Source organism: Phreatobacter sp. GW821-FHT04C01 (assembly GCF_059420385.1).
Map to the genome: position 1 here is coordinate 476,432 of NZ_JBWKTP010000004.1, position 23,202 is coordinate 499,633.

The window sequence follows — 23,202 nt, forward strand, 5'->3', positions numbered from 1 at the left end:
CGCCGGGTGCCGCTGCATGCGTGGGCGTCCGTTCCGGCGGGCGGGAGGCGCGCATGAGCCGGAGTGACGATTCCGAAAGACCGCTGCCGGGTGGCCGGGTGGACCTGCTGGTGAAAGCGGGCGACCGGATGAGGTCGGCGGTGGCGCCGGCGCTAGGGATCGGCGGGCGGGCGCTGGTCCTGGTCGTGGTGCTCGGCTTCATTCACGTCTTCTCGGTCATGGTGGCGACGCAGGTCGTGCGCTCCAACCCGTCGCTGCTGCGCGGCCATGGCCGGGTGGCGGCGTTGCTCTGCGGCGGCGGCGGCGCAAGCCTCGGTATCGATTTCGGCCGGGCCGGCAATGGACGGCGGCGTGGCCTTGACGAATGGATCCGTTGCCGCGGGCCCGACGGCGTCGAATGGGCGGGAGCGGGCCGACGGGCCGTCTGGCTCTCCGGCCTCGTCCTGTCGCTGCCGCTCGGGATCCTGGCGCTGATCCTGCTCGGCCGCCTCGGGCAGCGCGCAAGGCAGCCGGCGGGGGCGCAGGACATGTCGCGGCCGATCGGCCGCGGCGAGCGGATCGCGCTGCTGGTCACAGCCTTGCTGGTCTCGCTGGTGCTCGCCTTTTCGACCGCCTCGCTGGTGCTCCAGGTCAACCGCGAGACCATAGCCGCCTCGCCCCGGATGGGGCGCCTGCTCTGCGGCGACGGCCTGAGGGTGCAGGTGGTGCGCGGCCGCGGCCGACGGGTGGCCTGCGTCGACCGGCTCGGCCAGGAGGTCGGCGGTCCGAACAACGACGTGCTCCTGCGCTTCTCCCTCCCCTTCATCCTGGTCTTTGCCCTGCCGGCTCTGGTCATGGCGCTGCGCCTGAAGGGCGCGCCGAAGCCGCCGTCGGGTGACGGGCGCGACCGGCGCGGAGACGCGGACCCGATCTGATGCTTCCGCCGGGCCGCAGCCATGACATGGCGCGCCTTGCCGCCGGCGGTCCGCTCATGCTGTGTGACATGTCCCCAAGCGAGGTTCACGGAGCGCCGCATGCCTGCCACGGCCGACACGCGCCGCGCCTATCTTCTGCTCCTCGCCATGCCCCTGTTCTTCTCGTCGAACCTGGTGATCGCGCGCTGGATCGGCGATGGCGTGCCGCCGTTCACGCTCGCCATCCTGCGCTGGGCCGTGGCGGTCGCGGTTCTCCTGCCCTTCACCTGGACGGCGCTGGTCGCCCATCGCGCGGCGCTGCGCGCCAGCTGGCGCCGCATCGCCGTCCTCGGCTTTCTCGGCATGTGGATCTGCGGCGCCGGCGTCTATATCGCGCTCATCGCGACCACGGCCACCAACGGCACGCTGATCTACACGACCGCGCCGGTCATGGTTCTGCTGATCGAGACGGTGGTGTTCCGCAAGCCCTTGTCGGCCTGGCGCCTGATCGGCGTGGTCCTGGCCCTGACGGGTGTCGCGGTCATCGTGCTGAAGGGCGACCTCAGCGCCCTGCTGAGGCTCGAATTCAATCTCGGCGATCTCGGCATCGCCGCGGCGGCGGCGGCCTGGGCGGTCTATTCCGTGGTCCTGAAGGACCGGGCGCTGGCGCTGCTGCCGACGCTGCCGCTGTTCGCGGCCATCGCGATCGCCGGCGTCGTCACCCTCGCCCCCTTCGCCCTGTGGGAGGTGCTGCATCACGGCGGCCTGCCGGCGACGGCGGGGGCCTGGAGCGCGGTGGTGGCGCTGGCGCTGTTCTCGGCGGTCGGCGCCTTCTCGCTCTATCAATACGGGGTCAAGGTCGTCGGCCCGACCGTCACCTCCTGCTTTCTCTATCTCCTGCCGGTCTATGGCGTCGGCATGGCGGTGATTTTTCTGGGTGAAAGCCTGCATTCCTACCATTTTGCCGGCATGGCTCTGGTACTTGTCGGCCTGATCGCAGCAACGCTTCCGGCCGACATCCTGGCGTTGCTCGGCAGGCGTCTGGGTTTTACCAATTCAGGCGTGATCCCTCATGAAGACCCCTCCTCATCGCCGTAATTTGGGCTATAACCGCCCCCACGTTGGATCGACCGTGCCGCCCCGGTGAGGTTTTCCGCGTCCCGCGACCAAAGCGCCCCTGACATGCCTAGCCGCCGTGATTTTCTCGAGACCTTGATGGCCGCCCCGGCGCTTGCCATGCTCGCTCGTCCCGCCGCCGCGCAAACCGCGCCGTCGCCGCTTCAGGTCGCGGCCGCGGCGGTGTCCGACGGTCAGCCGGTGTCGCGCCAGGCGCTGCTGGACTTTGCCCGGGAGGTGTCGAAGGCGCCCTACCAGGCGCCGCGCGCCGATATTCCGCGGGCCCTGACCCAGCTGACGCTGGAGCAATATCGCCAGATCCAGTTCAAGCCGGACAAGCGGCTTTGGGCCGGCGAGAACCGCGGCTTCGCCTTGGACCTGCTGGCACCGGGCAATGTCTTCACCACGCCGGTGGCGATCCGCACGGTCGAAAGCGGCATCATCAAGGACCAGCGCTTCTCGGCCGACCTGTTCGACTATGGCAGCGTGCCGCCGCTGCCGGCCGATGCCGCCCTGCCCTTCACCGGCTTTCAGGCCTTCGCGCCGCTGAACCGGCCGGACCAGATGAACGAGGTCCTGACCTTTCAGGGTGCGAGCTTCTTTCGCGCCATCGCCCGGGGCCAGACCTTCGGGCTGCAGGCCCGCGGCCTGATGCTGAACGTCGCGGAAGCGCAAGGTGAGGAATTCCCCTCGTTCCGCGCCTTCTGGATCGAGCGGCCGGGAATCGGCGCGACCAATCTGGTGATCCATGCGCTGCTCGATTCCGACAGCGTCACCGGGCTCTATCGATTCGCGCTGCGGCCGGGCGACATCACCGTCTGCGACGTCGAGGTGACCCTGTTCCCGCGCGTCGACCTCGGCCATGTCGGCATCGCGCCGCTGACCGCCAATTTCCTGTTCGCGCCGAATGACCGCAACAATGTCGACGACGTGCGCAGCGCCGTCCACGACATCAACGGCCTGCAAATGTGGAACGGCAATGGTGAGTGGGTCTGGCGGCCCATGCACAATCCCGACACCCTGCAGATCTCGGCTTTCGTCGACCAGAACCCCAAGGGGTTCGGGCTGCTGCAGCGCGACCGCCGCTTCGAGGCGTTCAACGATCTCGACGCGCGGTTCGAACGCCGGCCGAGCGTCTGGATCGAGCCGCTCGGCGACTGGGGCCAGGGCCAGGTGCAGCTCATGGAAATCCCGGTCAACGACGAGATGAACCGCAATATCCTGGCCTATTGGCGGCCGCGGACACCGCTCGCCAAAGGCGGCGAACATGCCTTCACCTACCGGATGCACTGGTGCTGGTCGCCGCCGGAACGACCGGCTCAGCCTTACGTCGTCGCCACCCGCACGGGGCGCGGTTCGGGCGGCCGGCGGCGGCGTTTCATGGTCGATTTCACCGCGGAGGAATTCGCCGATCCGACCCGTGGCGCCGGCCTGAAACCCAATCTCACCACGCAGCGCGGCCGGGTCGGCAATGTCGACGGCCGGTTCGTGCCGGAACTGAGACTTTACCGCGTCGGCTTCGAACTTGACCCCGAGGCTGCTAATCAAGTGGAACTGAGGCTCGTGCTGGAACGCGACGGGCAAGCGCAAAGCGAGACATGGCTCTATCGATGGACGCCCTGACGGATCAAATCAGCCTGCCGCCGCTGGCGCGGGACAGGGGCGCCATGCCGCCGCCGGCACCGCTCGCCATGCCGGTGGCGCCGTTGCGGGTCTGGCGCAAGCAGGACCAGCGGCCGCTGACCGCGCCCGACCGCTGGCGCACGCCCTGGTTCGCGCGCCTGATCACCTTCGGCGGCATGGCCGCGATCTCCGGCTTCGGCGGCTACCAGATGTACAAGGTGGTCGAAGCCGGCGGCGTGACGCTGCTCGAATGGCTGTTCATGATCCTGTTCGTGGTCAATTTCTCCTGGATCGCGCTCGCCTTCACCAGCGGCATCGTCGGCATGGGCAACCTTCTGCGCCACGGCATTACCGCCAAGCCGACCTTGCCCGACCGCCTGACCGAGCGCACCGCCGTGGTCATGCCGATCTACAATGAAAGCCCGGGACGGGTGTTCGGCACGGTGCAGGCGATCGCCGAGGACGTCATCGCCACCGGCCACGCCGCCTCGTTCGACTTCTTCTTCCTGTCCGACACCACCGATCCGGATATCTGGATCGCCGAGGAGCGGGCTTTCGTGGCGCTGCGCGAGCGGCTGCCCGGCATCGGCATCCACTATCGCCATCGCCAGAAGAACACCGCCCGCAAGGCCGGCAATATCGCCGATTTCGTCACCACCTGGGGCGGCAACTACGCCCATATGCTGGTGCTCGACGCCGACAGCGTGATGACCGGCGAGACCATCGTGGCGCTTGCCGATGCGATGGAGAAGGATCCGGACGCCGGCATCATCCAGACGCTGCCGCGGCTGATCAACCGCAACACGCTGATCGCCCGGCTGCAGCAATTCGCCGCCGGCGTCTACGGACCGCTTTGCGCGGCGGGCCTTGCGGTCTGGTCCGGGCGCGACGGCAATTACTGGGGCCACAACGCCATCATCCGCATGGAGGCCTTCGCCGGTTCGGCCGGCCTGCCGGACCTGCCGGGCAAGCCCCCCTTCGGCGGCCACATCCTGAGCCATGACTTCGTCGAAGCCGGCCTGATCCGGCGCCGGGGCTACGCCGTCTACATGCTGCCGCAGCTCGGCGGCTCCTATGAGGAAAGCCCGCCGTCGCTGATGGATCTCGCCATCCGCGACCGGCGCTGGTGCCAGGGCAACCTGCAGCATTCCCGCGTCATCCTGTCCAAGGGCCTGCATTGGGCGACGCGCCAGCATCTCGCCACCGGCATCATGAGTTACGTGTCGAGCCCGCTCTGGCTGATCCAGCTCCTGGTCGGCCTGCTGCTCGCCTTGCAGGCGGCCTTCATCCGCCCGGAATATTTCACCAACCAGTTCACCTTGTTCCCGGCCTGGCCGGTGTTCGACGCCGAACGCGCCTTCAACCTGTTCATCTTCACCATGGTGATCCTGCTGGCGCCCAAGGTGTTCGGCTGGTTCGTCACCCTGGTCAATGGTCCGGCGCGGCGCGGTTCCGGCGGCGCCATCCGGCTGACCCTGTCGACGGTGCTGGAAATCTTCCTGTCGGCGCTGCTGGCGCCGGTCATGATGCTGGTTCAGGCCGGTTCGGTGTTCTCGATCCTGTCGGGTCGCGACACCGGCTGGAAGACCCAGCGACGCGACGACGGCTCGATCCCGCTGCGTTCGATCATCGCGCGCCACTGGCGCCACACCTTGCTCGGCGTGGTCGCCGCGATCGCCGCCTTTTCGATCTCGCCCTTCATCTTCGCCTGGATGTCGCCGACCATTATCGGCCTGTGGCTGGCGGTGCCGACATCCTGGGCCTCGGCCTCGGCCGGTCTCGGCTGGGGGCTCCGGCGGCTCGGCCTGCTGCTGATCCCCGAGGAGACCCGCCCGCCGGAGCTCGCCGAGCGGGCGTTCCGGCTCGGCCAGGAGTTCGAGGCGCTCGGCCTGGAGGAGCACAAGGCGCTGGATCTCGTCCATGCCGACGACGATTTCCGCGAGATCCATCAGCAGATCATCCAGGTGCCGCCGCCGCGTGTTCGCGGCCGGATCGACACCGACCGGGTGATCGCCGAGGCCAAGCTCACCGACGCCCAGTCGATCGAGGATGCCCGGAAGTGGCTGTCGGGGCGCGAGACGGTGCTCGTGCTGCACGACCGCGCGCTGATCGCACTGCTCGCGGCGCTGCCGGATGGTGGGGCGAAGGCGGCGTGAGGGGCTTGCGTCTTGGCGTTGCGCATGGAACGCCCGGCCAGCCACCCTACGAATATCCTGCCCAGCGCACGGACCCATGACGCATTGAGGTAAGCCGGAGAAACTGCCAAGGCGCCTCCACGGCTGCGTGCCTCGTCGGACTGCCTTGCGACCACTCGCATTGATTGCAAGATTGTTCTCCTGTACCCGGGGCGAGGTGCGAAGTGCATATGGGGGAGATATGCTGAAAGTGGGTGTCGCCGTGTTGGCGACAATACTGCTCTACGGGTGTCAGACGGCGAACCAGCCGCCGCAAGAACGCGAGATTTGGGGTCGGATAGATTGCCAACGGGGGCTCGAAAACCCGGAGATCCGGGCGATGTTCGAGCAAGCAAAGGCGGTCTGTGTGCCCCGTGCGGAAGCTGCGGGCGAAGCCGGAACGGCAGGTATCCCCGTTGGCGAGGGATTGGCCGCTGCAGCCGCATCGGGGATTCAACGCGGCATGTCTCGCAACCGGATCGAGGTTGCCACGGCAAGGTCGTGCATGGCCGAATATGGCTTCGTCAGTATGCCGAGGTCACAGCACGATGCCCGTTGCGTCGGCGCCCGAAACTCAGCCCCCCCGCCCGCGTCGAGACGGCCGGTGGCAAGTCAGCAAGCTCCGTCACGCCCGATGCCCGTGTCGCCTGTGCCCGGCGTATCGAGGTAGCGATATGAGACCACGCGTCGGCATCGTGTGCCGGGTACAGGTTGTCGACTGATTGGATTTCTGGACGGACCGTACAAGATAATGACGACGCCGGCGCAAAGCTGCGCGGGCGAATGTCCTCTGGGCCACGGCGCGGAGGAAATCTGCCCGCTTACATTCGCCGGTCGGGCATTTCGAAGCTGGATCTCGTCTATGCCGACGACACCTTCCGCGAGTTGCGCCAGCAGATCGGGCCCAGTTGATGACCCGGCCGCCGCAGAACGTGCAGGCGGAACGCACCGATCCGTCGCCTATGGCGGATCTGGCCGGACAGGGACTTGGTGTCACGATGACAACTTGGCGGCCAGCGGCCGGTCAATCGGTTCCGCGCGATTCTTGAGGAGTGCCTGACGTGAAACGAGCCTGTCTGACAGTCGCCATTCTCCTGGCCGCCGGCTCATCCGCAGCTGCGGAGCTATGGATTTCAGTGCGCGAGAACGCCGCCCGCGGAACCCGCGACTGCACGATAAGGCAAAACAACAGCGAGTATATGACGAGGCTGCGTCACCGAAGCCGCATGCTGGGGCCCGGCCCACAAATGCCCCCCCTTCCGCAGGCCAGCGACGTGTCATTCCGAGTTCAGCCCAACGGCACTGTCGAACTGCTCCTGACGGAAATTTATCCTCGATCACGCTCTTACTTTCTGATTGGCGGCATCCGTCAATCCTGGATCGAGGGAACGGTGCACAGGCTCTCGCCCGCAGCGCTCGCCGGCTTGATGCGTGATCTCCCTTTCGATGTGTCGTCTCATAGTTGGCCCTCCAATTACGAAGGTTCGATTCCGGATCGGTTTCCGGGTTTCGCCCAGTTCTATCGGAACTGCATGGATGCCATGAGGTCGCGCGCCACCCAATCTCAGCCGGGCCGGCCGGCCGGGCGGCCACTCAACGTGCTGCCGGGCGCGCATACCCACGATGGATTGAGATAGCTGGCAGCCGGTCTTGCCCTGATCATCATCGGTCCGGGCGTTGCCTTCCGGGTATTTGGCTCATGAAGCCATTCCCAGTCACCCTTGGTGCATTGCACAAAAATCGTGCAGAAGAGCGCTTTTGGTCTGGGCACAATGGCACCACGGTTTATCCTCGCATGTGAGGAAACAGCGTGATGCCGTTGATATCGCGACGCGATCCCGGCTCCCCCGACTGCTGGCATCTCCCTTGCTTCTGACATCCTGATCTTTTTCGGCCGCCAATGACGCCGGCCCCTCGCTTGTCCAGACGGGGATCGGATGTCCAAGGAATTCAGCGCGGACCAGAAGCGCTATCTCGAAGGATTCGTAGCGGGCGCGGCCGCGTCGCGGGCGGTCGGCGGGCTTGGCAGCGCTCCGGCGCAAGGCGGCCCGGCGGTCCCCAGCGGGCCGGATGCCGAGCATGTCGCCGCGCAGGATGCTCAGGTCGCCGCCGGCAAGAAGCTGGTCGACCAGGAGAAGTGGAAACGCGAGCAGCATCCCTTCGAGGCCTATCGGCGGCTCGCCCGGGACGCCGCGACCGGCAAGCTGCCGGCGCCAGCCGACAATTTCCGCTGGCGCTATTTCGGCCTGTTCAACGTCGCGCCGGCCCAGGACAGCTTCATGCTGCGCATGCGGCTGCCAAACGGCATCCTGAAGGCGCATCAGCTCGAAGGCGCGGCTGCGCTCGCCGAGCGTCTCGGCGGCGGCTACCTGCACGTCACCACCCGCGCCAATCTGCAGATGCGCGAGATCCTGCCGGAGCATGCCGAGCCGCTGCTGGAAGAGCTGATGGATCTCGGCATCGTCGCCAAGGGTTCCGGCGCCGACAATATCCGCAACGTCACCGGTTCGCCGCTTGCCGGTATCGACGGGCAGGAGCTCATCGACACCCGACCGCTCTGCCGGCAATGGCATTTCCATATCCTGGCCGACCGCACGCTCTATGGGTTGCCGCGCAAGTTCAATGTGTCGTTCGACGGCGCGGGCGTCTCGCCGGCCTTGGAAGAGACCAATGATATCGGCTTCCAGGCGGTCGAGGTGCACGACGGCGCCGGTGTCGCGCCCGGGATCTGGATGCGCCTGGTGCTCGGCGGCATTTCCGGCCATTCCGATCTCGCGCGGCCGACCGGCTGCTTCTGCCGGCCTGAGGATGCGACGGCGGTCGCCGACGCCATCGTGCGCGTCTTCATCGACCATGGCGACCGCTCCAATCGCAACAAGGCGCGGCTGAAATATCTGCTCGATGCCTGGGGCTTTGAGACGTTCATCGGGGCGATCGAGGCCAAGCTCGGCCGCAAGCTCGATCGGATCGACGAGGCTCATGTCGGGCCGCGCCGGCCGACCGATCGCGCCGCCCATGTCGGGGTGCACGCGCAGAGGCAGGCCGGCCTCAACTGGATCGGCGTGGCGCTGCCTGTGGGCAAGCTGACGCGCGATCAGGCCGAGGGCCTCGCCGGCCTGGCGCGGACCATGGGCGACGGTGATATCCGCCTCACCGTCTGGCAGAACCTGATCCTGTCCGGCATCCCCGACGCCAAGGTGGCAGCGGCGGAAGCGGCGGTCACCGCGCTGGGCCTGTCGACCCGGGTCAGTCCGATCCGCACCGGCCTCGTCGCCTGCACCGGCAGTGCCGGCTGCAAGTTCGCGGCCGCCGACACCAAGCGGCACGCGCTCGAGATCGCTCACCATGTCGAGGCCCATCTCGCCATCGACGTGCCGGTCAATATTCACCTCACCGGCTGCCATCACTCCTGCGCCCAGCACTATATCGGCGATATCGGCCTGATCGGCGCCCGGGTGCCGGTCAACGAGGACGGCGACACGGTCGAGGGCTACGACATCGCGGTGGGCGGCGGCTTCGCCGAGAATGCCCGCATCGGCCGCGTGCTCTGGAAGGCCGTCAAGGCCAGCGACGCGCCGCGCCATGTCGAGGCCTTGCTCCAGACCTATCTCGCCTATCGCCACGGCCCGGATGAGAGCTTCCAGGCCTTCACCATCCGCCACGCCGTCGAGGCGCTCGACGACCTCGTGGCGCCGGCGCTCGCCACCGCGGCGCGGCTCGCCGTGAAGGAGGCCGCGGAATGACCGCCCATGCCGCCACGCCGATCCTCGCGCTCATTCCCGACAGCGCGCCGTTCTCGCCCGAACAGCGGATGTGGCTGTCCGGCTTCTTTTCGGCGGCGCTTGCGCCCGGTGGGGCGCCGGGGGCCGTCGCTGTCGACGCGCCGTCGGATGTCGCCGGTCCGGCGCTGGCGTCGAACGACGACGCGCCCTGGCACGATCCGTCCATGGCGCTCGACGCGCGCATGCAACTCGCCGAGGGCAAGCCGATCGCGCCGCGCCTGATGGCCGCCATGGCGCAGCAGGATTGCGGCCAGTGCGGCTATAGCTGCGCCGATTATGCCAATGCCCTGGCGCTGCGATCCGAGGAGCGGCTGAACCTCTGCGTGCCCGGCGGCAAGGAGACGCTGCGCATGCTGAAGGCCCTGGCGCCCGATATCGGGGCGGCTGGCACGCCGGCCAAGGCGGAGCCGAAGCCGGCCGGCGGCGATCACGGATCGGCCGCGGCATCGGCTGCCTTGCCCGGCCGGTCGCGCGAGGCGCCGGTCGAGGCCCGCCTCGTCGCCCGCAGGCGGCTCAACGCGCAAGGTTCGGAAAAGGAGACCTTCCATGTCGAGTTCGATCTCAGCGAAAGCGGGCTCGACTATGTCGTCGGCGATGCCTTCGGACTGTTGGCCCGCAACGATCTCGGCCTGGTCGACCAGATCATCGCCATGCTGGGCGCATCGCATGTCACTGAAATCCGCGGCAAGGCGCTGCGCGACGTGCTGATCGAAGACGTCTCGCTGGCGCCGGCGCCCGATTCGCTGTTCGAGCTGATCTCCTTCCTGACCGGCGGGGCGCAACGCGCCAGGGCGCGGGCGCTGGCCACCGGCGAGGATCCGGACGGCGATGCCGCAACCCTCGACGTGCTGGCCGTTCTGCAGAAGTTTGCCGGCGTCAGGCCGCATCCGGAAGCCTTCGTCGAAGCGCTCGAGCCGCTGCAGCCGCGGCTCTATTCGATCTCGTCCTCGATCAAGGCCAATCCCGGCCGTGTCTCGCTGACCGTCGATGCGGTGCGCTACGTCGTCGGCAAGCGCCGCCGGCTCGGGCTTGCCTCGACCTATCTCGGCGATCGCGCGGCTCTCGGCGAGACGATGAAGGTCTATGTCCAGCGCGCCCATGGCTTCGCCCTGCCCGCCGATCCGAAAACGCCGGTGATCATGGTCGGCCCGGGCACCGGGGTCGCACCGTTCCGCGCCTTCCTGTGGGATCGCTGGGCCGACAAGGCGCCGGGGCCGAACTGGCTGTTCTATGGCCACCAGCGCCAGGCCACCGACTTCTTTTACGCCGAAGAGATGGCGGCGATGAAGAAGGCCGGCGTGCTGTCGCGCCTGTCGCTCGCCTGGTCGCGCGACGGCGCCGGCAAGGTCTATGTCCAGGACCGCATGCGCGAGAACGGCATGGAACTGTGGCGCTGGCTGGCCGATGGCGCGCATTTCTACATTTGCGGCGATGCCAGGCGGATGGCCCGGGATGTCGAGGCCGCCCTGGTCGACGTGGTGGCGAAACACGGCGCGCGCTCGGTCGACGAGGCGATCGGCTTCGTGCAGGGGCTGAAGAAATCCGGCCGCTACCAGGCCGACGTCTATTGAGGCCGCCGGTGACAGCCCCTCGCCCACCGCGCCGCCCCGAACCGGTTCTCGCGGGACGCATGGCGCCCCTGGCGGTGCTGCCGGTGTTCCTGAAGCTCGCAGGCCGGCGGGCCGTCGTCGCCGGCGGTGATGCCGCGGCGGCCTGGAAGGTTGAACTGCTGGCGGCGGCGGGGGCCGATGTCGCGGTCCATGCCGAGGCGCCCGGCCCGGAGATGGCGGCGCTGGTCGCGGCCTGCCCGGCTGGCAGGGTGACCCTGCACCGCTGCCGCTGGACCGCCGAAGCCTTCGTTGGAGCCGCCTTGGCGGTCGGCGCCATCGAGGACCCGGCGGAGGCCCGGGCCTTTCGCGATGCCGCCCGCGCCGCCGGCGTGCCGGTCAATATCGTCGACAAGCCGGATCTCTGCGACGTCCAGTTCGGCGGCATCGTCAATCGTTCGCCCCTGGTCATCGGCATATCCACCGATGGCGCAGCACCCGTCTTCGGCCAGGCCATCCGGACCCGGATCGAGGCGATCCTGCCGCAAGGCCTGGCGCGCTGGGCGGAGGCCGCCAAGGCCTGGCGCGTCACGGTGCAGGCACGCCGCCTGCCCTTTCACGCCCGCCGCCGGTTCTGGGAGCTGTTCTCCCGGATCGCGCTGGATCGGCCGGACGCGAGGCCCGACCAGGCCGTGGCGGACAGCTTGGTTCAGGCCGCCGAAACGGCGCTGAAGACGCCGACGGGCCGGGTGATTCTGGTCGGGGCGGGCCCGGGCGACCCCGAACTCCTGACCATGAAGGCGGTGCGTGCGCTGCAATCGGCCGATGTCATCGTTCATGACGACCTGGTGGCGCCAGGCCTTCTCGACGTGGCGCGGCGCGAGGCACAGCGGATCAGCGCGGGAAAGCGCGGTCATGGACCCTCCTGCAGCCAGGCCGAGATCAACGAGTTGGTGATCGCGCTCGCCCGCCAGGGCCGGCGCGTCGTGCGGCTGAAATCGGGTGACCCGATGATCTTCGGCCGCGCCGGCGAAGAGATCGCCGCGATCGAAGCGGCCGGCATTCCGGTCGAGGTGGTGCCTGGCATCACGGCGGCCCAGGGCGCGGCGGCGAGCCTCGGCCTGTCGCTGACCCACCGCGACCATGCCCGCCGGCTGCAATATGTCACCGGCCACGGCCGTGACGGCGCTTTGCCCAGGGATCTCGACTGGCGCGCGCTTGCCGATCCCGCCGCCTCCACCGTCGTCTACATGCCGGGCAAGACCTGGGTCGACATGGCCGAAACCCTGCTGCGCCATGGGGTGCGACCGGATCTGCCGGCAGTCGCCGTGGCCAATGCGAGCCGCGTCGACGAAATCGTCGTCCGGGCCTCGGTCGCGACGCTCGCCGCGCGTCTGGCGGCCGAACGGTTTGCCGGTCCCTTGATCATCCTTTATGGCGAAGCCTTCGGTGCGGAAGCCCTTGCCGGCGTGGCGGCTGTGTCCGCGATGCCGGGCCCTTTCGCGCCGCCCTCGCGCCTGACGGCAGCGCCTTTTTCTTGACAAGGCGGCCCCGACCTGTCACATCCGCGGCCAATCAGCCGGCGGCGACGCGGCGGGCATAGGCCTGCTATTCCCATCGTTCGGCGACGTTTTTCTCGCGAGGACGAACATGGCCAAGGCCGCCACCATCAAGATTAAACTCATTTCGACCGCGGATACCGGCTTCTTCTATGTCACCAAGAAGAACTCGCGGACGATGACCGACAAGCTGTCGAAGAAGAAGTACGACCCGGTCGCGCGCAAGCACGTCGAGTTCAAGGAAGCCAAGATCAAGTGAGGTGAAAGCCTTATCGTCTTGATTTTGCTGATTAAAGTGGCCCCGTTTCGGGGCCATTTTTGTATCCGGGGGCGGCCGCCGGCAGCCCGACCCGCAGCCCCTCACCGGGAAGCTGGCAGTTCCACCGTCGTGATTCGCCTGAGGTCACGCAGGACCAGGCGGTCGCCGTCGAGGTCGAGACGCGCCACCGCCTCTCCGCCGGTCGGGCAGCAACGGGCATCCGCGAGCTGCCAGAGCGACATGCGCGCCTCCATGCGGGCGAAATCGTAGTCGACCGCCTTCATGACGTCGATGTCGAAGGGCAGCCGCGCCCGCAGGTCGCCCTTCCATCTGTCTATGTCGATCTCGCGCCAGGCCGTGCCGTCGCGCCGATAGAGCAGATCGGCATTGCCACCGCCGATTCCGCCGCGGCGGCCGGCAATGACGAGAAACTGGTGGTCGCGGTACTCGACCAGGCGCGGCGCCTGCCAGTCGTAACCCTCGAAAGACCAGGCGATAACGACGGCGCCGCGGCGCGCCTGCTCGCGCACCACCACGCCGCCCAGCATACCCTGTTCAGGCGTGAAGCCACGCTGGGCCTGCCAGAGGAGATTGATCGCGCCGTCCTCGCTGGTCAGGCGGCCACCCGCCAGGGGGCGGCAATTGCGCAACGCGCTGCCCCAGCAGCCGCCGTCGCCGCGCCCCGCCCGGCCGACCGCGCGGGCATTGCGCAGTTCGATTTCAAGCGCGGCGACCTGCTGGTTGAGGATCTCCGTGCGCTCGTCGGAGCTATGGCGGGCGGCCGCGGCGAACGTCGCATGGCTCACCCGTCGCCCGGCCCAGGTCGCGGGACGCGCGGTTTCGGCCAGAACCTGTGGCCAGAGCAGGTCGAGCCGGCGCTGGGCGGCCACCTGGCCGGGGCTGGCGGCAGTTTCGGCCGCCGGTGACGCGGTCGGCGCGGCCGTGGCGAAGCGGGCGGTCGCTGCGACGGCAAGGACGCCGAGGATAAGGCCGGGAAGGATGAGGCGTCGCCGCAAGCTGCACCTGTGCATCGAATTGACCAGCGCGTCGCGAAAGACCGGCGCGTGCGGCCCGGACGGCTCATGCACGACCAGACTGGCGCAACTTCCGTTACGTGACCAGCCGCATTGGCTTGGGCTCATCTGCGATACGTGATCGGGCTTCAGGGGATTGGATGCCGCCGGGTGTGGTGGCCGGCCGGGCTATCATCGATGCGGAGAGGCCATCCCCATCGGACCCGACCGGCCGACCCTACGGACCCAGGAAATGCGGCGGACCTGAGCACTCCGCAGGGTATAGGAACCCGGCGAAACGGATCATGTCTTCGCTTGACTGGAGGACGATGGATCCGATCTGCCGTGAACCTAACCGAGGGGTGGCGCGGCTACAACGAAACCGGGCGGTCAGGCGCCGTAAAGCTTCTCTTAACCTAAAGGGACGTGGTTTACGGCCAGGCTCAGGCGACGCTCATCGCGCCGCAACCGAATCGTGGCTCGATGAGGCGCGTCACGCCGCGTCGAGCACAACCCGGTTGCGGCCGTCGCGCTTGGCCCGGTAGAGCGCCTGGTCGGCACGCTTGACCACGACCTCTGCGCCGTCATCGCTCGTCCGGCGCTGGGCCATGCCGATCGACACGGTGATGTCGATGGCGCGGGCACCTTTGTGGATCGGGAACGGCTCGCCGGCGACCCGGGCGCGGATGCGCTCGGCGACGATCGAGGCGACGCCGGCATCGGTATCCGGCATGATGACGACGAATTCCTCGCCGCCGAGGCGGCAGGCGAGATCGATGCCGCGGACATTCTTGCGCACCCGCGCGGCGAATTCCCGCAACACCTCGTCGCCGGCATCGTGGCCGTAGGTGTCGTTGACCGACTTGAAGAAGTCGATGTCGAGGATCAGCACCGACAGCGGCTTGCCGCGCATCGCGGCCTGTTCGACCAGGGTACCGAGATGGCTTTCCATGTAGCGGCGATTATGCAGGCCGGTCAGGCCGTCGGTGATCGCCATTTCCATGGACTGCTGGACATTGTCGCGCAGCCGCTCGGTGTAGCGCTTCTTGCGGACCTGGGTGCGGATGCGGGCCGACATCTCGTTGCGGTCGATCGGCCGCATCAGATAGTCGTTCACCCCGATATCCAGGCCGCGCATCAGCCGGGCGTCGTCTTCGGGCTCGGCAATGACCAGTATCGGCAGGCCGCGCGTACGGTCGAGCGAGCGAATCTGGGAACACAACCGCAGAGGGTCGAAATCGGCGAGACCCAGCGACACCATGACCAGGTCGTATTCGCCTTCGGCGGCGCGGAACAGCGCCTCCTGAGCTCGCGGCTCGACATCGACATGCTGCTGGTTGCGCAGCGCCTGGACGATCCGGTCGTAGGACGAAGCCCGGTCGTCGACCACCAGGACGCGGCCGTTGAGACCGGTGTCGGCGACCGCCTCGACCAGGGGATCGCGCATGCCGATCTCTTTCGAGGTCACGGCGCGCATGCGCAGCTCGTCCTGGACCATCTTCAGCCGGACCAGCGAGCGCACCCGCGTCACCAGGGCGAGATCGTTGACCGGCTTGGTCAGGAAATCGTCGGCGCCGGCCTCCAGGCCCTTGACCCGGTCGGACGGCTGGTCGAGCGCGGTGACCATGATGACCGGGATATGCTGGGTCGCCGGATTGGCCTTCAGCCGGCGGCAGACCTCGAAGCCGTCCATGTCGGGCATCATCACGTCGAGCAGCACGATGTCGCACTGGGCACGTTCGCAGATCGACAGCGCCTCCGGCCCGGACATGGCGGTGATCACGTCGAAATATTCGGCGGAAAGGCGTGCCTCGAGCAGCTTCACATTCGCCAGGATGTCGTCAACTACAAGGACCCGCGCGGTCATGGTGTTGCTTCCTCGGCTGTCAGGCCGCGCCTAAGAAATGGCGGACGGTTTCGATGAATTTCGCCACCGAGATGGGTTTCGACAGATAGGCCTCGCAGCCGCCGGCGCGGATCCGTTCCTCGTCGCCCTTCATGGCGAAGGCGGTGACCGCGATGACCGGGATATGCTTGATCGTCTCGTCTTCCTTGATCCAGCGGGTGACATCCAGCCCGGAGACCTCGGGCAGCTGGATATCCATGAGAATCAGGTCGGGCCGGTGGCTGCGGGCCAGCGCCAGCGCCTCGGTGCCGTTGCGCGTCTGGATGGTCTGATAGCCATTGGCTTCCAGAAGATCATGGAAGAGCTTCATATTGAGCTCGTTGTCTTCCACGATCATGACTGTCTTGGACATAAACGGATCCGTATCACCGGCAGGTGCGGCATGGTTGCCGGACCTTGATGGATGAGACACAAGCTACCCGGGATTCCTTTCAGAAAGGCAAACCATGGCGCGACGTCATGACGATGGCGGACGGCAGGCGGCCGAAGCGGTGGCCGTGCAGGCACTGGGCTTCCTGGCGGCCGAGCCGGACCGGCTGGAGCGCTTCCTGGCGCTGGCCGGCATCGATGCCGGCGCGATCCGCGACGCCGCCGGCCAGCCCGGCTTCCTGGCGGCCGTCATGGACTACCTGATGAGCGACGAACCGCTCCTGCTGGCCTTCGCCGCCAACGAAAACCTGAAACCCGAGGCGGTCGTGCGCGCGGCCCACGCGCTCGGCGCGGTGCCGTGGGAGCGTGGCTTCGCCTGAAACTGGATCGGATCGATCCTAGCAGGTTCCGCCGCCAGTCTCCACTTGCGCGCGCCAGCCGCAATATCTCCTTGCCGCAGCATTCCCTTGCCGCATCATTCCCTTGCCGCATCTTGGGCCGAGGTCCAGAATCGCCCGATGGCCACGCTCGCCTTCTGCCGCGACTGTTTCACGGCGCTCGCGCCGCCGGTCGCACGCTGCGCGGCCTGCGGGTCGCCGCGCCTGGTCCGCCATGCCGAGCTGGACAGCCTGTCGATCGCCCATATCGACTGCGACGCCTTTTATGCCGCGATCGAGAAGCGTGACGACCCTTCCCTCGCCGACAAGCCGCTGATCGTCGGCGGCGGCAAGCGCGGCGTCGTCTCGACCTGCTGCTACGTGGCGCGCATCCACGGCGTGCGCTCGGCCATGCCGATGTTCAAGGCGCTGGAGCTCTGCCCGGAAGCCGTGGTGATCCGGCCCAACATGGAAAAATATGCCCGTGTCGGCCACGAGGTGCGCGAGGCCATGCGCGCGCTGACGCCGCTGGTCGAGCCGCTGTCGATCGACGAGGCCTTTCTCGACCTGACCGGAACCGAGCGGCTGCACGGCGCGGCCCCTGCCCTGGTGCTCGCCCGCTTCGCCAAATCGGTCGAGCGCGCTGTGGGCATCACCATTTCGGTCGGGCTGTCGCATAACAAGTTCCTCGCCAAGATCGCCTCCGACCTCGACAAGCCGCGCGGTTTCGCCGTCATCGGCCGGGCCGAGACGCTGGAGTTCCTGGGCGCCCGGCCGGTCTCGATGATCTGGGGCGTCGGGCGCGCCCTGCAGGAGACGCTGGAGCGCGACGGCCTGAAGCGGATCGCCGACCTCCGGCGCTTCGACGAGGCCGAATTGATGCGCCGCTACGGCGCCATGGGGCTCCGGCTGGCGCGGCTTTCCCGCGGCATCGACGACCGCAAGGTGTCGCCCGACGAGGAGACCAAGTCGGTCTCGGCCGAGACCACCTTCGACCTGGATGTGCGCGACGCGCGCGTCCTGGAGAAGCGCCTGTTCCCGCTCTGCGAAAAGGTGTCGGCACGCATGAAGGCGCAGGGCTTTTCCGGCTCGACGGTGACGCTCAAGCTGAAGAGCGCCGATTTCAAGCTGCGCACGCGGTCACGCGCGCTCGGCTCGCCGACCGTGCTCGCCGCCCGCCTGTTCGAGGTCGGCCGCGAGATGCTGATGAAGGAGGCCGACGGCACGGCCTACCGGCTGATCGGCATCGGCCTGTCGGATCTGGCCGGCCTCGACAAGGCGGACCCGGCCGACCTCGTCGACACCTCGATCGCCCGCAACGTCAAGGTCGAAGGCGCGGTCGACGCGCTGCGTGCCAAGTTCGGCAAGGCGGCGGTGGTCAAGGGCATCACGCTGGATGATTGAGGAATGGGGCTCGATGAGACAACGGTGACGGTTCTCCGCGACCTCACCGCAGCCCCATACGTCATCCCCGGCCGAGGCGAAGCCGAGGGGAAGGGGATCTAGGGGTCGACAGGCCAGGCTTTCCGCGCATGAAATTGCCCCCGCAAGTGACGCCGTCTTGCCGGTTTCGCCGTGGCGAGGACCCTGCCCTGCAACCCCTGGACCCCCTTCCCTCGCCTCCGCAGAAGCAAGAGCTTCTGCTCCGGCTCGCCGGGGGTGACGTAGAGATACTCCGGCAGTCGCTCGAGCCGAAGCAAGAGCTTGACCGGTCTCAGCCGCCCTGCCCGTCTCGGCTCACCTGTTGCAGGCGTTTTCGCTCAGCCAGTCGATCCGGGTCAGGGTGCCGCGCAGCGAGAACTCGCCGTAATTGACCACCAGCTGGCGCGACACGCCGTTTTCATAGAGTTCGAAGGCGATCGAATAGGCCGGCGTCGCGCTTTCCTTGCCGGCCTCGAAATAGCTGATCGTCACCGGCCAGCGGGCAAGCCCCATCAGCCGCGGGTCGCGCGCGGCCTCCTCGACGGTGCCGGCGCCGGGTTCGATGCGCCGGCCGATCACCGCGGTGGAATTGTAGAGCTTCACGCCGGTCTCGGCGCCGTCATAGACCTTGACCTCGAGAATCGGCTGGCCGGCGCGCGCCGCGTCGATGATGCGGCGCAGATGTTCGGTCGGGAAGATGGTCGCGCCGTCGATCTCGGAATTGACCGGACGCGGCTTGGTCACCGCGATGCGGATCGCGCCGGCGGCCCGCGTCGCATTGCCGTCGGTCTCGTCGCGCGGCGCGCCGTTCTCCGTCGAGCGCGAGGTGAAGCGGAAGGCGGTGCCGTCGCCTTCCTCGAAATTGGCGGTGCGCACGTCCATCACGACCTGGTTACCATTGACCACCAGCTCGACCACCTGGCGGAAGCTGGTCGAATAGCCCTCGCAGACATTGCCATTGGTCTCGAACAGGATCCGGCCGCGCGCGGTGTCAATGCCACGCGCCGGACGGCGGTTGTCGAGCGCCAGGTCATAGACACCGCGATGCGGCGTCAGCACCGGTTCCGCGGCCCGCGCGGCCTCCAGCGGCGCGCTGAACAGAAAAGCTGCGACGGCAAGCGCGAGCGGGCGGAAAGCGGTCATGAGGCGGCTCCAGGACTCAAGGGTCCGAATGCCCAGCATAGGAGGGCGGATCGGAGGCGACAACGCGGCATGGATGTGTCGCGTTTCGGCCGCCTTGCGCCGCCGATCGCCTTGGGGCACGTTCCGGCGCCAATCCTCCCGTCCTGAAGCGCCAAGGATCCGCCATGTCGGTCATTGCCAAACGCCTCGCCGAACTCGGCATCACCCTGCCGACCCCGGTCGCGCCGATCGCCAATTACGTGCCCTTCGTGCGCACCGGCAATACGCTCGTCGTGTCAGGCCAGATTTCGCTCGGGCCGGATGGCCTGATGGCCGGCAAGCTCGGCGGCGGCGTGTCGATCGAGGACGGCCAGAAGGCGGCGCGCCAGTCCGCCATCAACGTGCTCGCCCAGATCCAGGCGGCGGTCGGCAATCTCGACAATGTCGTGCGCATCGTCCGGCTCGGCGGCTTCATCAATTGCACGCCCGATTTCGTCGACGGTCCGAAGGTCATGAACGGCGCCTCCGACCTGATGGTCGAGGTGTTCGGCGACAAGGGCCGGCATGCCCGTTCCACCGTCGGCGTCGCCGCCCTGCCGGTCAATGCCGCGGTCGAAGTCGAGGCGCTGGTCGAGGTCGCCTGATGGCGGCGTCGCAGGATCTTGGCTGGCTGACGGCGCGGCCGATCGCCCATCGCGGCCTGCATGACGCGGCCGCCGGCGTGATCGAAAACTGCCCCGCCGCCTTCTCGGCGGCGGTCGCGGGCAACTACGCCATCGAATGCGACGTGCAGCCGAGCGCGGATGGCGAGGCCGTGGTGTTCCACGACCATACGCTCGACCGGCTGACCGTCGAAACCGGGCGCGTCGACGCGCGCCCGGCCGAGGCCTTGAAGGCGGTTCGCTTCAAGGCCACCACCGAGCGCATGTTGACCTTGCCGGAGCTTTTCGACCTGGTCGCCGGCCAGGTGCCGCTGGTCGTCGAGATCAAGTCGGAATTCGACGGCAAGCTCGGCCTGACCCGGCGCGTCGCGGAACTGGCCGCGGCCTATCGCGGGCCGCTGGCGCTGATGTCCTTCGACCCCGCCCCGATCGCCTGGCTGAAGGACAATGCGCCCGGCCTGGTGCGCGGCATCGTCGCCGAATCCGATTATCAGCGGCCGCATCTGACGGCGGTCGAGCGCGACGTGAAGCGGGATCTCGCGGCGCTGACGCATTTTCCGGCCACCGATCCGCATTTCCTGTCGTGGAAGATCGCCGATATGCCCAATGCGGCGACCGTGCTGTTCCGCAGCGCGCTGCGACGGCCGGTGATCTGCTGGACGGTGCGCAGCGATGACGACCGTTTGAACGCCAGTCGCCATGCCGACCAAGTGACGTTCGAGGGATATCGGGCTTAGAATAGCCGCCGATGAGCGCCCCGCCCTTCACCATTCGCATCGTCTCGCGCCTCGCCGAGATCGCCGCAGCCGACTGGAATGCCTGCGCCGCCGATGAGACCGGCGCGGTGGACCCGTTTCTCGACCACGCCTTCTTCCTGTCGCTCGAAGAATCGGGCTCGGCGGTCCGTGCCACCGGCTGGCTCGGCCACCATCTGGTGCTGGAAGACCAGGCGGGCGTGACCCAGGCGGTGATGCCCTGTTACCTGAAGAGCCATTCGCGTGGTGAATATGTCTTCGACCAGGGTTGGGCCGAAGCCTATGAGCGCGCCGGCGGCCGCTATTACCCCAAGCTGCAGGCGAGCGTGCCGTTCACGCCGGCGACCGGGCGGCGCTTGCTGGTGCGGGCCGGGCCGGATCGCGACAGCGTGCAGACGGCGCTCGCGGCCGGCGCGGCGCAGGTCGCGCTGCAACGCGGCGTGTCGTCGCTGCATGTCACGTTCTGCACCAAGGAGGAGTGGGACCTGCTGGGGCTTGCCGGCTACCTGCAGCGCGCCGACACCCAGTTCCATTTCGAGAATGCCGGTTATGCCGATTTCGAGGCGTTCCTGGCGGCCTTGTCGTCGCGCAAGCGCAAGGTGATCCGGCGCGAGCGGCGCGAGGCGCTGGAAGGGCGCGGCATCACCATCCGGCGGCTGACCGGCGCCGAGCTGACCGAGGACGTCTGGGACGCTTTTTTCGCCTTCTACATGGACACCGGCTCACGCAAATGGGGCCGGCCCTACCTGACCCGCTCGTTCTTCTCGCTGATCGGCCAGCGGATGGCCGACCGCATTCTCTTGATCATGGCCGAGCGCGACGGTCGCTACATTGCCGGCGCGATCAACTTCATCGGCCGGGACGTGCTTTACGGCCGGCACTGGGGCTGCGTCGAGGAGCACCCCTTCCTGCATTTCGAGGTTTGTTATTACCAGGCCATCGAGCATGCCATCGCGGCGGGCCTGCAGCGCGTCGAAGCCGGCGCCCAGGGCGAGCATAAGCTCGCCCGCGGCTATCGGCCGGTGGAAACCCATTCGGCCCATTTCATCACCGATCGCGGCCTCCGCCGCGCCGTCGACGATTACCTGACGCGCGAGCGCAGTTATGTCGCTTCCGCCATCGACGAACTCGACGCGCTGGGGCCGTTTCGCAAGGCCGAGGCCGAGACCGAGTGACGGCGGAACCCGGCGGCGAATCGCCCTGGCGGCATTTCTGAACGGCAGCTAAACGCGGCGATATCGGCAGTTCAGATTGGCCGGGCCATTGTGCATGTCAGTCGGGTCGTCCGGCCACGTCATGCCCAAGGAGATTTCCATGTTGGATCGTCGCGCTTTCTTCGCAACCCTGATCGGCGGTGTCGCCGTCGCGGCCGTTGCCGGCAGCAAGGCCGCCGAGGCTCACCCGATCGCTGCGGCGCCGGTTGCTCCGGCCGCGCCGGCCGAGGCCGCGGCTCCCGGTGAAGCCGTCGAGATGCAGCGCCATGACGGCCACCGCCACGGCCGCCCGTCCCGCCATCCGCGCCACCGGCATTCGCACCGGGTCCCCCCGCGCCATCGCCATCACCGTCATCCCGCTGCCCGGCCGCACCGTCATCGCCACTGACCGATAAACACGCCGCCCGGGCACTCCCCGCGAGTGCCCGGGACGGAACCAGTTGATTGCCTCAGACGTACAGAGGAAAGACCCCGAGGCGCGCACGGGATGCCCCCGGATCCGACGCTCGGGAAGCTTGATCATCCTGTCCTGGAGGAATCGAGATGCTGCACCGTCGCTCATTCCTGGCGCTGGCCGCTGGAGGCCTCGCGGTCGTCGCAACCCAGAAAGCCGAAGCGCGGACCGCCCTGCCGCTACCGGCGGAAACCCCTGCCGATGTTTCAGTGTCGCCGGCGCCGGCCACCGATGGCCCTGGCCGGGCCGCGGGCGAGCCGCGCGAAATGCAATATTGGTATTATCGCCGCCGGCGCTACTGGCGCCGTCGCTATTACTGGCGTCGCCCCTATTATTATCGCCGTCGCCGCTATTGGCGCCGCCGCTACTATTGGTGAGCGCAATCGCATGGCCGGCGCTGCCCCGTGTCGGACGCCGGCAACTTTTCCAGGGTATTTCCCGACACAGACGGGAAATACACGAGTGTTAGCTCTTGGGCATTCCGTAGCGTCGATCGCATAGCGGAAGTGCCCCTTTCTCTCATTCTGGAGACCTATCCATGCTGCATCGCCGTTCATTCATGGCACTTCTGGCCGGAGGCATCGCGATTGCCGCAGCCGGCCAGGCAGAGGCTGGTCAGGCACAGGCCCATGGCGCTCCGCCGGTCCCGGCCGGAACCGCTCCCGATCTGACCGTCGCTGCCACCGGCTCTCCCGAGCGCGCCGCGCCCGCCGCCGGCGAACCGCGCGAAATGCAGTACTATTATCGTCGCCGCTATTGGGTGGTGCGCCGCCGCTACTATGTGCGCCGCCGCTACTGGCGCCGCCGCTACTACTGGTAAGGGTTTTCGCCATCGGCCGGCGCCACCTCGGGCGGGCGCCGGCAACCATATCCGGTCATTTCCAGGCATATATGGGGAATCTACCGATGTCGGCGCGCGCGGATTCCGTAGCATGCGCTGGTCACGGATTTTTTT

At 67.7% G+C, this 23,202-nt stretch carries 20 protein-coding genes; 15 read left to right on the plus strand and 5 right to left on the minus strand.

What is annotated here, in order from left to right; genetic code table 11:
- Positions 1-53: 53 nt before the first annotated feature.
- From AC07WJ_RS18125 to rpmG, 8 genes are all read left to right on the plus strand, one after another.
- Positions 54-914, plus strand: a complete 861-nt coding sequence (locus AC07WJ_RS18125; RefSeq protein WP_494936016.1) for a hypothetical protein — start codon at positions 54-56, stop codon at positions 912-914.
- Between the two features lie 99 nt (positions 915-1,013).
- Positions 1,014-1,991: a DMT family transporter gene (locus AC07WJ_RS18130; protein ID WP_494936017.1), complete on the plus strand. Its 978-nt coding sequence runs from the start codon at positions 1,014-1,016 to the stop codon at positions 1,989-1,991.
- Positions 1,992-2,075: 84 nt separating this feature from the next.
- Complete coding sequence (locus AC07WJ_RS18135; RefSeq protein ID WP_494936018.1) at positions 2,076-3,632, plus strand: OpgD/OpgG family glucan biosynthesis protein; 1,557 nt, start codon at positions 2,076-2,078, stop codon at positions 3,630-3,632.
- On the plus strand, positions 3,608-5,788 hold the full coding sequence (gene mdoH / locus AC07WJ_RS18140; RefSeq protein ID WP_494936019.1) for a glucans biosynthesis glucosyltransferase MdoH: 2,181 nt from the start codon (positions 3,608-3,610) through the stop codon (positions 5,786-5,788). The genes AC07WJ_RS18135 and mdoH overlap by 25 nt, the downstream gene beginning before the upstream one ends.
- 1,955 nt (positions 5,789-7,743) lie before the next feature.
- The gene (locus AC07WJ_RS18145) at positions 7,744-9,549 is read left to right on the plus strand and encodes a NirA family protein (protein ID WP_494936020.1); all 1,806 of its coding nucleotides are present in this window, start codon (positions 7,744-7,746) and stop codon (positions 9,547-9,549) included.
- Positions 9,546-11,159 carry a sulfite reductase subunit alpha gene (locus AC07WJ_RS18150; RefSeq protein WP_494936021.1) on the plus strand — a complete coding sequence of 538 codons (1,614 nt, stop codon included), beginning with the start codon at positions 9,546-9,548 and terminating at the stop codon, positions 11,157-11,159. Before AC07WJ_RS18145 ends, AC07WJ_RS18150 begins: the two co-directional genes overlap by 4 nt.
- Before the next feature lie 59 nt (positions 11,160-11,218).
- Entirely contained in the window at positions 11,219-12,676 is a 1,458-nt protein-coding gene (gene cysG / locus AC07WJ_RS18155) for a siroheme synthase CysG (RefSeq protein ID WP_494936251.1), read from the plus strand.
- 109 nt (positions 12,677-12,785) lie between these two features.
- The gene (gene rpmG / locus AC07WJ_RS18160; RefSeq protein ID WP_137100729.1) at positions 12,786-12,953 is read left to right on the plus strand and encodes a 50S ribosomal protein L33; all 168 of its coding nucleotides are present in this window, start codon (positions 12,786-12,788) and stop codon (positions 12,951-12,953) included.
- Positions 12,954-13,054: 101 nt separating this feature from the next.
- On the opposite strand, the gene AC07WJ_RS18165 is transcribed toward rpmG, so the two are convergent.
- The 3 genes from AC07WJ_RS18165 to AC07WJ_RS18175 form a co-directional block, all read right to left on the minus strand.
- Positions 13,055-13,969, minus strand: coding sequence for a hypothetical protein (locus AC07WJ_RS18165; RefSeq protein ID WP_494936022.1), 915 nt, complete (start codon positions 13,967-13,969; stop codon positions 13,055-13,057).
- A gap of 490 nt (positions 13,970-14,459) precedes the next feature.
- Positions 14,460-15,833: a PleD family two-component system response regulator gene (locus AC07WJ_RS18170; protein ID WP_494936023.1), complete on the minus strand. Its 1,374-nt coding sequence runs from the start codon at positions 15,831-15,833 to the stop codon at positions 14,460-14,462.
- 19 nt (positions 15,834-15,852) lie between these two features.
- A complete protein-coding gene (locus AC07WJ_RS18175) occupies positions 15,853-16,224 on the minus strand; it encodes a response regulator (RefSeq protein WP_494936024.1) in 372 nt (123 codons plus the stop codon).
- 94 nt (positions 16,225-16,318) lie between these two features.
- On the opposite strand from AC07WJ_RS18175, the gene AC07WJ_RS18180 reads away from it, so the two are divergent.
- Together AC07WJ_RS18180 and AC07WJ_RS18185 are read left to right on the plus strand one after the other, a co-directional pair.
- Positions 16,319-16,621 (plus strand): DUF3572 domain-containing protein, encoded by a 303-nt coding sequence (locus tag AC07WJ_RS18180; RefSeq protein WP_494936025.1) that lies wholly within the window; start codon positions 16,319-16,321, stop codon positions 16,619-16,621.
- Positions 16,622-16,759: 138 nt separating this feature from the next.
- Positions 16,760-18,022 carry a DNA polymerase IV gene (locus tag AC07WJ_RS18185; protein WP_494936026.1) on the plus strand — a complete coding sequence of 421 codons (1,263 nt, stop codon included), beginning with the start codon at positions 16,760-16,762 and terminating at the stop codon, positions 18,020-18,022.
- Between the two features lie 333 nt (positions 18,023-18,355).
- On the opposite strand, the gene AC07WJ_RS18190 is transcribed toward AC07WJ_RS18185, so the two are convergent.
- Positions 18,356-19,183, minus strand: coding sequence for a cell envelope integrity EipB family protein (locus AC07WJ_RS18190; protein WP_494936027.1), 828 nt, complete (start codon positions 19,181-19,183; stop codon positions 18,356-18,358).
- Between the two features lie 164 nt (positions 19,184-19,347).
- Between AC07WJ_RS18190 and AC07WJ_RS18195 the strand changes: the two genes are divergently transcribed.
- From AC07WJ_RS18195 to AC07WJ_RS18205, 3 genes are read left to right on the plus strand one after another with little or no spacing between them, the layout of a single operon-like run.
- Positions 19,348-19,806, plus strand: coding sequence for a RidA family protein (locus tag AC07WJ_RS18195; protein WP_494936028.1), 459 nt, complete (start codon positions 19,348-19,350; stop codon positions 19,804-19,806).
- Positions 19,806-20,561, plus strand: a complete 756-nt coding sequence (locus AC07WJ_RS18200) for a glycerophosphodiester phosphodiesterase family protein (RefSeq protein ID WP_494936029.1) — start codon at positions 19,806-19,808, stop codon at positions 20,559-20,561. Before AC07WJ_RS18195 ends, AC07WJ_RS18200 begins: the two co-directional genes overlap by 1 nt.
- Positions 20,562-20,572: 11 nt before the next feature.
- Positions 20,573-21,754: a GNAT family N-acetyltransferase gene (locus AC07WJ_RS18205; protein ID WP_494936030.1), complete on the plus strand. Its 1,182-nt coding sequence runs from the start codon at positions 20,573-20,575 to the stop codon at positions 21,752-21,754.
- A 97-nt stretch (positions 21,755-21,851) separates the two neighbouring features.
- Here the strand turns inward: AC07WJ_RS18205 and AC07WJ_RS18210 are convergent, their stop codons facing one another.
- Entirely contained in the window at positions 21,852-22,172 is a 321-nt protein-coding gene (locus tag AC07WJ_RS18210) for a hypothetical protein (RefSeq protein WP_494936031.1), read from the minus strand.
- A 164-nt stretch (positions 22,173-22,336) separates the two neighbouring features.
- Between AC07WJ_RS18210 and AC07WJ_RS18215 the strand changes: the two genes are divergently transcribed.
- Together AC07WJ_RS18215 and AC07WJ_RS18220 are read left to right on the plus strand one after the other, a co-directional pair.
- Positions 22,337-22,624, plus strand: a complete 288-nt coding sequence (locus tag AC07WJ_RS18215; RefSeq protein ID WP_494936032.1) for a hypothetical protein — start codon at positions 22,337-22,339, stop codon at positions 22,622-22,624.
- A gap of 161 nt (positions 22,625-22,785) precedes the next feature.
- Complete coding sequence (locus AC07WJ_RS18220) at positions 22,786-23,067, plus strand: hypothetical protein (RefSeq protein ID WP_494936033.1); 282 nt, start codon at positions 22,786-22,788, stop codon at positions 23,065-23,067.
- The last annotated feature ends 135 nt before the right edge of the window (positions 23,068-23,202 follow it).

What these genes read in the sequence shown, in the direction of transcription:
- AC07WJ_RS18125 (WP_494936016.1), top strand. Translation starts at nt 54, where the DNA reads ATGAGCCGGAGTGACGATTCCGAAAGACCGCTGCCGGGTGGCCGGGTG.
- AC07WJ_RS18130 (WP_494936017.1), top strand. Translation starts at nt 1,014, where the DNA reads ATGCCTGCCACGGCCGACACGCGCCGCGCCTATCTTCTGCTCCTCGCC.
- AC07WJ_RS18135 (WP_494936018.1), top strand. Translation starts at nt 2,076, where the DNA reads ATGCCTAGCCGCCGTGATTTTCTCGAGACCTTGATGGCCGCCCCGGCG.
- mdoH (WP_494936019.1), top strand. Translation starts at nt 3,608, where the DNA reads ATGGCTCTATCGATGGACGCCCTGACGGATCAAATCAGCCTGCCGCCG.
- AC07WJ_RS18145 (WP_494936020.1), top strand. Translation starts at nt 7,744, where the DNA reads ATGTCCAAGGAATTCAGCGCGGACCAGAAGCGCTATCTCGAAGGATTC.
- AC07WJ_RS18150 (WP_494936021.1), top strand. Translation starts at nt 9,546, where the DNA reads ATGACCGCCCATGCCGCCACGCCGATCCTCGCGCTCATTCCCGACAGC.
- cysG (WP_494936251.1), top strand. Translation starts at nt 11,219, where the DNA reads ATGGCGCCCCTGGCGGTGCTGCCGGTGTTCCTGAAGCTCGCAGGCCGG.
- rpmG (WP_137100729.1), top strand. Translation starts at nt 12,786, where the DNA reads ATGGCCAAGGCCGCCACCATCAAGATTAAACTCATTTCGACCGCGGAT.
- AC07WJ_RS18170 (WP_494936023.1), bottom strand. Translation starts at nt 15,833, where the DNA reads ATGACCGCGCGGGTCCTTGTAGTTGACGACATCCTGGCGAATGTGAAG.
- AC07WJ_RS18175 (WP_494936024.1), bottom strand. Translation starts at nt 16,224, where the DNA reads ATGTCCAAGACAGTCATGATCGTGGAAGACAACGAGCTCAATATGAAG.
- AC07WJ_RS18180 (WP_494936025.1), top strand. Translation starts at nt 16,319, where the DNA reads ATGGCGCGACGTCATGACGATGGCGGACGGCAGGCGGCCGAAGCGGTG.
- AC07WJ_RS18185 (WP_494936026.1), top strand. Translation starts at nt 16,760, where the DNA reads ATGGCCACGCTCGCCTTCTGCCGCGACTGTTTCACGGCGCTCGCGCCG.
- AC07WJ_RS18190 (WP_494936027.1), bottom strand. Translation starts at nt 19,183, where the DNA reads ATGACCGCTTTCCGCCCGCTCGCGCTTGCCGTCGCAGCTTTTCTGTTC.
- AC07WJ_RS18195 (WP_494936028.1), top strand. Translation starts at nt 19,348, where the DNA reads ATGTCGGTCATTGCCAAACGCCTCGCCGAACTCGGCATCACCCTGCCG.
- AC07WJ_RS18200 (WP_494936029.1), top strand. Translation starts at nt 19,806, where the DNA reads ATGGCGGCGTCGCAGGATCTTGGCTGGCTGACGGCGCGGCCGATCGCC.
- AC07WJ_RS18205 (WP_494936030.1), top strand. Translation starts at nt 20,573, where the DNA reads ATGAGCGCCCCGCCCTTCACCATTCGCATCGTCTCGCGCCTCGCCGAG.
- AC07WJ_RS18210 (WP_494936031.1), bottom strand. Translation starts at nt 22,172, where the DNA reads ATGACGGTGCGGCCGGGCAGCGGGATGACGGTGATGGCGATGGCGCGG.
- AC07WJ_RS18215 (WP_494936032.1), top strand. Translation starts at nt 22,337, where the DNA reads ATGCTGCACCGTCGCTCATTCCTGGCGCTGGCCGCTGGAGGCCTCGCG.
- AC07WJ_RS18220 (WP_494936033.1), top strand. Translation starts at nt 22,786, where the DNA reads ATGCTGCATCGCCGTTCATTCATGGCACTTCTGGCCGGAGGCATCGCG.